The organism is Bacillota bacterium, from assembly GCA_040754675.1.
Taxonomy (GTDB): domain Bacteria; phylum Bacillota; class Limnochordia; order Limnochordales; family Geochordaceae; genus Geochorda.
Genome location: JBFMCJ010000126.1, coordinates 1 through 9,350, shown reverse-complemented (window position 1 = coordinate 9,350; position 9,350 = coordinate 1). Strand labels below are relative to the sequence as shown.

Below are 9,350 nucleotides of genomic sequence, written 5' to 3'. Positions count from 1 at the left end.
CCTTGAAGGTCTCTCAAACCCCAGAGCCTGCGAGTCTTCACCAGCGTCGAGTTGTCCGGAACCGGGTCATGGAAGTCGAGTCGGCAAACCCACCGAAACCCTGCATGTATTTGGGTTTCCCGGCAGACCCCTCGCTCCGACAGGTTAAATAGGTAGGCAGCGTGTACAGCCGCAACGTCAGCTACGGATCGATGGAGGGCCGCGCCCAGTCCGCGCGGCACTTGTCGGCCACCTGCTGCGGAATGCACGAGAAATCTACCCCCGCATCGATGCGGCGCAGGATGCGGTTCGTTGGCACCAACTGGTCCAGGCTCACCATCCGGAAGAGGTCCGCCTGCGGCTTCGTTTTGCCGACCTTCGTCATTGTCCGCAACCCTGAGGAGGCCGAGCGAGACCAAAAGAAGCGGGCGTCCATCGTGGCAGAGCTGGATCAGCGCCTGAAAAGGCTGGCCGCCGAGGTGAACGTCCCGCCCCATCCCTCAAGATCGGGATAAGCCACCGGAAGACCGCGTAGATAAAACCCGTACACCGTCCGGATCCCGTCATGTCGCCTTTCGAGGGGCTTGGTTGTTACCACGGGCTGTACAACGCCAGTCCATCCCTCCCACCATTGGGGGAGCATGCGGGTGCTGCGACCACAGACGCCAGGCCGCGCCGGCCCGTCGCGGTGGCGCTCGGAGGTGGGCTGATCCCGCCCGCTTCCAGCCCACCGTGGAATTCGCAGGGGACAACGAAAGGTCGGAGCGGGCTGCGTCTTAGACGCAACCCGCCCGCGGGTGGCCACGCTTCAGAGCATCCCGATCTCCACCAGCTGCCGCCGCATAGCCTTGGTTTCTTCCTCGTTCGGCAACCGCCACGGCAAGCGCGGCACGCCGGCATCGACACCGCGCATCTTGAGCATGGTGTAGCAGCCAGCCGGGCGAAAGCCCGTGATAGCCTGGATTTTGCGAATCTGGATAACCTTCAACTGGAGATCCTTGGCCTCCTCGTGCTTACCTTGCTCGAGTTTCGATACCAGCTCAAGCACCAGCTCGGGGAAGACGTTGGCGGTACCGGCCACGCACGAGCGCGCCCCGAAGAGATAGGAAGGCTGGATGAGCCCGACCGTGCCGATCATGAAGTTGAAGTCGGGATGTTTCGGCCGGACTGTGTTGAGGTAGTCGGCAAACAGCATCAGGTCCCCGCTGCTGTCCTTCAGACCCTGCACGCCGACGTCGGCCAGCTTGAGCAGCGTCGTGGGGCTGACCGTGTAGTAAGTCGTCTTCGGGTTATTGTACAGGTAGACCGGCACGTCCACGGCTTTGACGATCTGCTCGAAGTGATTGAGGATCTCCGTTTCCTTGTACGCAAAGCCCGAGTAGTAGAACGGTGTGACCGCCGCCACGGCCTCAGCTCCCAGCTCCTGGGCGTGCCTGGCTAGTGCGATGGACCGCCGGGTCCCTGCGGAACCGATGTGCACGATCACCGGTACCCGGCCCTTAACCTCGTCGAAAATGATTTCCGCAACCCGCTTGCGCTCATCATCGGTCATCAGCGGGAAGCTGCCGTAGGAGCCAATAACGAACAGCCCGTTGACGCCTTTCTCACTCAGGAAGCTCACAACGTTGCGAATGCCTCGCTCATAAATCTCGCCGTCCTGCGTAAAACACGTGATAATCGGCGGATACACTCCGGTCAGGTTCTTGCTCACCGCAATACCTCCCCATTGGCTCGGCGCCAGCCTTGCCACGTTGTTGCTCGTGTGGGCTGCGCCGTCGGGCCGGCCGCAACCCACGGTGACGGCAAAACGTCCCACAGTACCTACCGATACGTCTCCGTCCATCTCGGTATATACAATTCGCTGCGCACCCCACCTCCTCCTGCTGCCCGCCCGAGCTTCTTTTTCGCACCCTGTCAGGGCATGGCCCGGACTCTGCTTTCTAGGCCCCGGTGACCGCACGGCTATCTACCGAGCAGCCGCGAGCCGTTCCTTACGCCGTACGAAGGCAACCGCGCGCGCCAGAGGCCGCCATACCAGGAGCAGGACGGCCACGCCGATCAGGACGCTCGACAGCGGGCTCGAGAAGAAGACCGCGAGACTCCCGTGCGAAAGAGCTAGAGTCTGGCGGAAGTTCTGCTCGAGAAGCGGCGAGAGCACCAGCCCGATCACAAGCGGAACCGGCGAGTACCCGAGGCGCTCAAGCCAGTAGCCCATGATTCCCGAGATGACCATGACCATCACGTCAAACGCCGCACCGTTGACGCTGTAGGCGCCTGCAACCATGCTCATGAGAACGAGCGGAGTGAAGATCGCCCTCGGAACTCGGACCACGCTCGCCCAGAGAGGAATCAACGGCAGGTTGAGTACCAGCAGCATCGCGTTGGAGACGAACATGCCCCCGACAACGGTCCAGAATATGTCCGGATTGTTGCGCAACAGCAGCGGGCCCGGCCGCAAGCCAAAGATGACCAGCGCGCCCAGGATCACGGCTGCCACAGCGGATGACGGAATCCCGAGGCTCAGCAACGGCACGAACGTGGCCGCCGCTGCTGCGTTATTGGCGGTCTCCGGACCTGCCACGCCTTCAATGGCTCCCTTGCCGAACGACCCGGGCCACTTCGATATCCTCCGTTCGAGCGCGTACGACAAGAACGACGCGACGACCGGTCCCAGGCCCGGTATCAAGCCCAGCGGGAATCCCAGGGCTGTGCCACGCGCGATAGGGCCAACGCTGCGGCGGAGATCTTCCTTGCTCAGGATGAGCTCGCGAAGCCGGGGCGTGGCCGGCCTGCTGGCGACTTCGTTCCGCGCAGAGGCAAGCATATCCGCCAGCCCGAACAACCCCATCGCGATCGGCACGAAGTCAAGGCCCCGCAGGAGATCGGTGCTCCCGAACGTCAGCCTTGGGTACCCGGACACAGGGTCCAACCCGACTGCGCCGAGGAGCAGCCCGAGCAAGAGCATCTGAACGCCTTTCAAGGTGCTCTCGCCGAAGAACTGTGTCGACAGCAGCAATCCAACCAGGATGAGGGCGAAATACTCGGGCGGTCCGAATGCCAGGGCGACCCGGGTCAGCGCAGGCGCGGCCAGAGCCACCCCCGCGATGCCGACAGCGTTTCCTACGAACGACCCGATCGCTGCGACCGCCAGAGCCTGGCCGGCCCGGCCCTGCCTGGCCATCTCGTGCCCGTCGATGACGGTGATGACCGAGGCAGCCTCACCCGGTAGCCGGAGAAGGATGGACGCCGTCGAGCCCCCGTACATCGCGCCGAAATACACCCCAGAGAGCATCACGAGGGCGCTACTTGGCGGCAAGGAGAACGTGGCAGGAATGAGGATGGCGATGGCCGCTGCCGGCCCGAACCCCGGCAAAACGCCTGTAAGGGTCCCGATCGCGGCCCCCAGAAAGGCAACCCCCAGGTTGCCCGGTGTTATAGCAGTGGCAAGGCCGGCCAGGAACTGCTCCAGCACGTGTCATCAGGCTCCGATGTCAACCTAGACTCACGGAAGCTGCATCCCAAGCACCGAGGAGAACAGGACGCTGGCAAGAAGGGCGCCCATTGCCCCCACCCCCACGGCCATCAGTCGCCTGCGGGACTCGAGTAGCCACGCAATGGCAGCCCCGGCGATGGCGGACGATATACCGAAACCGAGCCTGTTGAGGGAAAGCGCCCATGCCAGGCAAACCGCCGCGAAGACCGCGGCGCGCCACGCGTGGCGGCCTGGCGGGTCGCCCTCTGGCTCCCCGTTCCCCGGTGCCGAGCCCCCGTTGCGGGACCGGGGCGTTCTGCCGGCGCCCCTGGCGGCGCTGCTAACAACGAGACCCGCAGCCGTCGAGACGCTGGAAACCAGCAAGGCCACGCTCAGGACGACCGGGTAGAGCCCGGCGCCGGGGGTCGTAAGCTCCCAGGCGGGCAGGTGTCGGGCCCCGAGTACCGCCGCCACGGCGAGCGCTGTCAACGCCAGACTGCCGACAACAGCCGCGAACACTGTACTGCGCCCCATCACTACTCTACCAGCACAGTCTGATAGAGCTCCTCCTGCTCGCGCAGGAATGCGAGGCTCTCCTCGCGCCCCATAGCCACCGGAATCATGGCGGATTGCTCGATGACCCGGCGATACTCAGTGGAGTGCGCGGCGTTCAGGAATGCCCTTTCGAGCGTCCGAACGATCTCGTGAGGGGTTCCCTTCGGCACCGCCGCGGTGTGGAAAGCCGCCATGTTGAAGCCGCTCACACCCAGCTCATCGAACGTCGGCACCGCCCCGAACAAGGGGACGCGTTTGCTGGACGTAACACCCAGCAGACGGATGTCGCCGGATTCCACGAACGCAAGGACCTCCGGGGTACCCGCCATGGCGGCATCGATGTGGCCGCCCGCCAGCGCCGTCACCGCCGGCGACGCACCGGCGCCGTACTCGATGATGTTGAAGCTGACGTCCCATCGTCGTTCGAGCAGCCTCGTAAAGATATTCCAGGCACCGGAACGAGCCGATGTTCCGACGGAGACGCTCCGCGGTCGGGCGCGGAGTTCGTCAAGAAGCTGCTCGAGGGACTGCCAGCGGGCGTCCTTTCGGACTGCCAGCGCCGCGGGCGCCAGGTTCACGGTGGCGATGACCTCGTAGTCCCGATAGCTGAGATCGGCCACCCTGGTCGGATGCAGCGTAACGTACTGAACGGTGCCGAGCAAGATCGTGTAGCCGTCTGGGGGCGCTCCCTTCACCTCCAGCATCCCCGGCACTCCGCCGCCGCCCGGCTTGTTGACCACCACGACGTTTTGTCCCAGCGCGTTCGACAGGGGACCACTGATGGCTCTCGCCACAACGTCGGCGGTCCCACCAGCCGCGAAGGGCACGACCAGCGTGACTGGTTTGGACGGGTAACCGACCCCGCTGGCTGCTGCGAAAACTCCCGTGACGTGTGTCACCACCATGAGGACTGCTACCGCAACCGGCCGAGGCCCTAAACCGCGTCGGCCCATATCCCGACCCCCCCATCCTGTCGGTACTTTCACACGTAATCCTCCACCGGGACGATTGCCGCTGGTGCCGTATGTCAGCTCAGCGCCCGTCCACCCAGTTGACCGGGTGTAAGGGCAACTGCCCCCCCAACACCCGCACGACTTCTTCTGCGACTTGCCGCGCAATGCCACTCTGGGCTTCTTCTGTAAGCGCAGCCATGTGGGGTGTTAGGATGAGCCGCCCGCTGTCCAGGGCCGCACGCAACCCCTCCGGGTCGACCCAACCGCCCAACTTTGCGTCGACGGCTGCCCCCCTGAGCTCGTGACGCTCCAAAGCGCGCAAGAGGGCTTCCGTGTCCACCACCTCGGGTCGAGCGACGTTGACCAGCACGGCCGTCCGCTTCATCAGCCGGATCCGATCCGGGCCGATCAGATGCCGGGTCTCTGGCGTGAGAGGGTAGTGCAGCGTAATGATGTCGGCCGTCTGAAGCAGCCCGTCCAGGGGTGCCAGCAGCACCTGTTCGAAACCCTCGCCCAGAGGCGGCCTGACGTAGGGGTCGTAGGCCAGCACCTTCGCGCCCAAGGCGATTAGCTTTCTCGCCACGTGGCGGCCAACGTTGCCAAACCCGACGAGCCCGGCCACCTTGCCGGCGAGCTCGGACCCGAGGAACTCGTCGCGCGCAAGGTCCTGCCCTGCGACGCATTTGTGGTAGGCCAGGTGGATACCGCGGAGTAGATTGAGCGCGAGCGCCACGGCAAACTCGGCCACCGCGTTGGAGTTGATCCCCGGGACGTTGACCACCTGAATGCCCAGGCGCGTGGCAGCATCGACGTCGATGTTGTCGGTGCCCACTCCGTGCTTTGCGACGACCTTCAGGAGGGGGTTCTTCTCGAGCAGGTCCGCGGTTATACGAGCAAACTTGACGATCACGGCATCCGCGCGGGCCAGCGCGCGGCTGAGTTCCGCCTCGTTCGCGGCCGATAGCACCTCCACCGAGGCGACTCGCTCCAGGATTTGAATCCCCTCCGGCCTGATAGGCTCGGTCAGCACCACATGGGGTCGTACGCCCGCCCGTGCACCCGCGGCTCTCATGCCAGTGCTGCTCCCTTGCGACACGCTGCGCGCCGCTGCTGCCACTCCCTAACCAGCGGCGACAGGAAGCTTGCTACGGCCAACACCAGGATGGCCAGCGACAGCGGCCGCGCGAAAAGCGGCGTGAAGCTGCCCATGCTCGTCATGAGCCCGATCCTGAGGTGGTTCTCCGCAATGGGGCCCAAAATCACGCCCAGCACGAGCGGCCCAAGCGGGAAGCCGCCCCTTTCCAGGACATATCCGAGCACGCCGAAAACGATGAGGACCCAGATATCGAAGATACGGTTATTGAGCGCAAACGAGCCGAGAAAGCAGAACATGAGCACGACGGGCAGCAGTACGTGCTTCGGAAACTGCAGGGCGCCCACAAAGAGCCGGATGCCCAGCAACTGAACCACCAGGACCAGAAACGCCGAGATGAAGACCGCGGCAAAGACGGAGTAGACAAGTTCTTTGTGGTCGCGGAACAGGAACGGCCCCGGGTTGAGCCCGTGAATAGTCAGCCCCGCAAGCAGAATGGCGGTCGCGGCGTTGCCCGGGATTCCCAGGGTCAGCGTTGGAATCAATGCACCGCCGATGACACCGTTGTTGGCCGACTCGGAGGCGACAACCCCCTCTTCTGCCCCCTGCCCGAAGCGCTCGGGATGGCGGGAGCGCCGTCTCGCCCAGTCATACGCAAGGAGCCCGGCCACATCCCCGCCCGTGCCGGGCAGCGCGCCCACGTAGACCCCGATCAGGGCCGACCGGATGGCATTGCCCACATGGGCGCGCAGTTCCCGGAGGGAAGGCAGGAATCCGCGGTAGTTGGTCGGTGGCAGGAGGTAAGCCTTGTTCACGTGCTCCGATTCGCGAAGAACCTGCGATACAGCAAACACCCCAACGAGCACCGGCAGCAGTGCCAGCCCGCCCTGGAGCTCCGTCAGGCCAAGAGTGAATCGGGGAACTGCCTCCACCGGATCCGAGCCGATCGAGGCGATCCACAGCCCAAGCAGGCCGCTCAGGAGGCCCTTCAGCACCGACTTCCCTGACAGCGAGACCATGACGGAAAGCGCCAGCAGGGACAGCGCGAAGTACTCAAACGATCCAAAGCTCAGTGCAAAGCGTGCCAGCGGCGGGGCAGCCAGGGTGAGCAACAGAGCTCCGACAACGGTTCCAAAGAACGATGCAAGGATCCCCACCCCCATGGCCCTGGCCGCTCGCCCCTGCTGGGCCATCGGGTAGCCATCAAAGGTCGTCGCGATGGAGGAGGGGGTGCCCGGCATGCGGAGCAGAATTGCCGAGATGAGTCCCCCCGACATTCCCCCCGTGTAGACGCTGATGAGGATGGCCAAACCTCGCTCTGCGGACTGCGTGAACGTAAAGGGCAGCAGGATGGTGATCGCCATGACCGCGGTCAGCCCTGGCAGCGCCCCGATGAGTATGCCCGCCGCGGCCCCAACCAGCAGCCAGAGCAGGAGGTCCGGGGCAAGGAACACTTGAATCGCCTCGGCTACGGGTCCTGCGCTCACTTGCGCACCTCCAGCACCATGATCCGGGAGGTAGGGGCCACTTCAGGGAAGCATGACTCCCAGCAGCTTCTCGAAGGATAGATACATAGCCCCCGCCAGTAGAACCGCCAGGGTAGCCACGTGCGCAAGCCGGGCGGGCCGCGGGCCTCGGAGCACCATCATCGAGACCGCCAGAAATCCGAGCGAGCTTGCAAAGAAGCCTATCCTGGGCAGGGCGAGCGCAAAAGCGCTACTCAAAAGCAGTAGCAACAAAGCCACCGCAGGGCGCCGCTCGCCGGCCTGTGCAGCAGCTTCGGACTTGCCGGCCTCACCCGACCCGTACGCCGGCTGCCCCGCGAGGAGCCGATGTGAGCGGATGTCCTTTACGATCAGGGCCGCTGCGAAGACAAACATGAGCGTGCCGATAACCTGGGGAAACACGCGCGGCCCGACGAAATCGAACAGTCGCTCCGGGAGCGTGAACGTTGAGACGACGATGGACAGCCCCAGCACGGCAAACACAAGCCCGAACCCCGTGTCAGAACGCATCTACCATACCTCCCTCAGGGCCCGCCCCGGCAGGAGGGCCTGCATGTCGCCAGGCCCTCCTGCGTCGGTCCGTCGTGCACCCTACGGCCAGGCGTGGTATCGTCTTACCGGTACCGGCCGATCCGGGACTTCCTCGCGATCTCCTCCAGCCTCGCCTGTTCCGCGGCGAGATACTCAACCAGCTTCCCGGCCGGGAGGTAGAACGGCACCAAATTCTGTTGGTGCATTCTGGATACAAAGCCCGGATCCTCGACTATCCTGGCAACGGCGTCGTTGAGCCTGGAGACGACCTCCTGGGGAAGCCCCTTAGGGCCGAAGATCACAAGGGTAAACACTTCGGTTGAGCTCAAGCCCTGTTCGATCCCGGTCGGAACGTCAGGAAGCGCCGGAGAGCGCGTATCGGACATGTAGGCAAGTGCCTGAAGTTCACCGGACCGCACATAGTCCACGGTCAGCCCGCCGGAGCACGCCACATCGATATCGCCCCTGAGGAGCTGCGCGATGCGGACGTTGTCGCCACCGCCACCGACGTACGCGAACGAGACGCCGGCAGCTAGGCCGTGGCTGAGCCCGCCGAAATGCGACATGGTGCCGAGGTTGACCCCGTACCGGATCTGCCCCGGCCGGGAGCGGGCATCCTTCAGGAGGTTCTGCAACGTTTTCCAGGGTGCGTCCTTCCTCACGACCAGCGTGCAACCCGTCTGCACCACGGATGCCACCGGAGTGAATGCGTCCCACGTGAAGGGCGCGGTCCCCATGATGTTGGCAGTAAGAAGTGAATGGTGGTGCCACAAGAGCGTATAACCGTCGGGTGCGGCTTTCAGCACCTCCTGGCTCCCGATAACGCCACCCGCACCCTCGATGTTGACAACAACGATCCGCTGGCCTAGCTCCTGCTCGAGATACTCTGCCAGAATTCGGCCCGTGACATCGTTCAAGCCCCCAGGAGCAAACGGAACCACGAGCCGAATCGGCTTAGTTGGATACTCTGCGGCAAGCGCTACCGGCACAGCCACCGCCGTCAGTGCGAGAGAGACCGCTAGAATCAACCCAAGCGAGCGTATACCACGCCCCATCCTTGTCTCAGCCCCCAATCTTCCAAAGTCCGGTACAGGTCTTTTTGCCGTCTCGCTGCGAAACCTCATGACCCTGCCTAGCCTTGCCCGTCATCGCCCCCCCATCTCACGCCAAACTCTTCACCCAGGACATTGAGCTCGCCCACTACTGCTGCCGGAACTGGAATGCCCTCAGCAAGCCGCTGACGGCGGGTCCGGTGCTCAGGT

The 9,350-nt window shown here is 64.2% G+C and carries 10 protein-coding genes; 1 reads left to right on the top strand and 9 read right to left on the bottom strand.

The features are described 5' to 3' along the window. Positions 1-221, bottom strand: a 221-nt coding sequence (locus AB1609_09150) for a transposase (protein ID MEW6046632.1), incomplete at its 3' end; no start/stop codon positions are given. A 48-nt stretch (positions 222-269) separates the two neighbouring features. Between AB1609_09150 and AB1609_09145 the strand changes: the two genes are divergently transcribed. Further along, entirely contained in the window at positions 270-494 is a 225-nt protein-coding gene (locus tag AB1609_09145; GenBank protein MEW6046631.1) for a hypothetical protein, read from the top strand. Positions 495-787: 293 nt separating this feature from the next. On the opposite strand, the gene AB1609_09140 is transcribed toward AB1609_09145, so the two are convergent. The 8 genes from AB1609_09140 to AB1609_09105 all read right to left on the bottom strand — a co-directional run bounded on the left by AB1609_09140 (position 788) and on the right by AB1609_09105 (position 9,212). Beyond that, positions 788-1,690, bottom strand: a complete 903-nt coding sequence (locus AB1609_09140; GenBank protein MEW6046630.1) for a dihydrodipicolinate synthase family protein — start codon at positions 1,688-1,690, stop codon at positions 788-790. Positions 1,691-1,945: 255 nt separating this feature from the next. Continuing rightward, a complete protein-coding gene (locus AB1609_09135) occupies positions 1,946-3,451 on the bottom strand; it encodes a tripartite tricarboxylate transporter permease (protein ID MEW6046629.1) in 1,506 nt (501 codons plus the stop codon). A 30-nt stretch (positions 3,452-3,481) separates the two neighbouring features. Next, on the bottom strand, positions 3,482-3,970 hold the full coding sequence (locus AB1609_09130) for a tripartite tricarboxylate transporter TctB family protein (GenBank protein ID MEW6046628.1): 489 nt from the start codon (positions 3,968-3,970) through the stop codon (positions 3,482-3,484). 17 nt (positions 3,971-3,987) lie between these two features. Next, positions 3,988-4,959: a tripartite tricarboxylate transporter substrate binding protein gene (locus AB1609_09125; protein MEW6046627.1), complete on the bottom strand. Its 972-nt coding sequence runs from the start codon at positions 4,957-4,959 to the stop codon at positions 3,988-3,990. A 79-nt stretch (positions 4,960-5,038) separates the two neighbouring features. Further along, on the bottom strand, positions 5,039-6,031 hold the full coding sequence (locus AB1609_09120; protein MEW6046626.1) for a hydroxyacid dehydrogenase: 993 nt from the start codon (positions 6,029-6,031) through the stop codon (positions 5,039-5,041). Continuing rightward, positions 6,028-7,539, bottom strand: a complete 1,512-nt coding sequence (locus tag AB1609_09115) for a tripartite tricarboxylate transporter permease (GenBank protein ID MEW6046625.1) — start codon at positions 7,537-7,539, stop codon at positions 6,028-6,030. The genes AB1609_09120 and AB1609_09115 overlap by 4 nt, the downstream gene beginning before the upstream one ends. A gap of 42 nt (positions 7,540-7,581) precedes the next feature. Next, on the bottom strand, positions 7,582-8,067 hold the full coding sequence (locus AB1609_09110) for a tripartite tricarboxylate transporter TctB family protein (protein ID MEW6046624.1): 486 nt from the start codon (positions 8,065-8,067) through the stop codon (positions 7,582-7,584). A 104-nt stretch (positions 8,068-8,171) separates the two neighbouring features. After that, a complete protein-coding gene (locus tag AB1609_09105) occupies positions 8,172-9,212 on the bottom strand; it encodes a tripartite tricarboxylate transporter substrate binding protein (GenBank protein ID MEW6046623.1) in 1,041 nt (346 codons plus the stop codon). Positions 9,213-9,350 lie beyond the last annotated feature (138 nt).

What these genes read in the sequence shown, in the direction of transcription:
- AB1609_09105 (MEW6046623.1), bottom strand. Translation starts at nt 9,212, where the DNA reads ATGAGGTTTCGCAGCGAGACGGCAAAAAGACCTGTACCGGACTTTGGA.
- AB1609_09110 (MEW6046624.1), bottom strand. Translation starts at nt 8,067, where the DNA reads ATGCGTTCTGACACGGGGTTCGGGCTTGTGTTTGCCGTGCTGGGGCTG.
- AB1609_09120 (MEW6046626.1), bottom strand. Translation starts at nt 6,031, where the DNA reads ATGAGAGCCGCGGGTGCACGGGCGGGCGTACGACCCCATGTGGTGCTG.
- AB1609_09125 (MEW6046627.1), bottom strand. Translation starts at nt 4,959, where the DNA reads ATGGGCCGACGCGGTTTAGGGCCTCGGCCGGTTGCGGTAGCAGTCCTC.
- AB1609_09145 (MEW6046631.1), top strand. Translation starts at nt 270, where the DNA reads ATGCGGCGCAGGATGCGGTTCGTTGGCACCAACTGGTCCAGGCTCACC.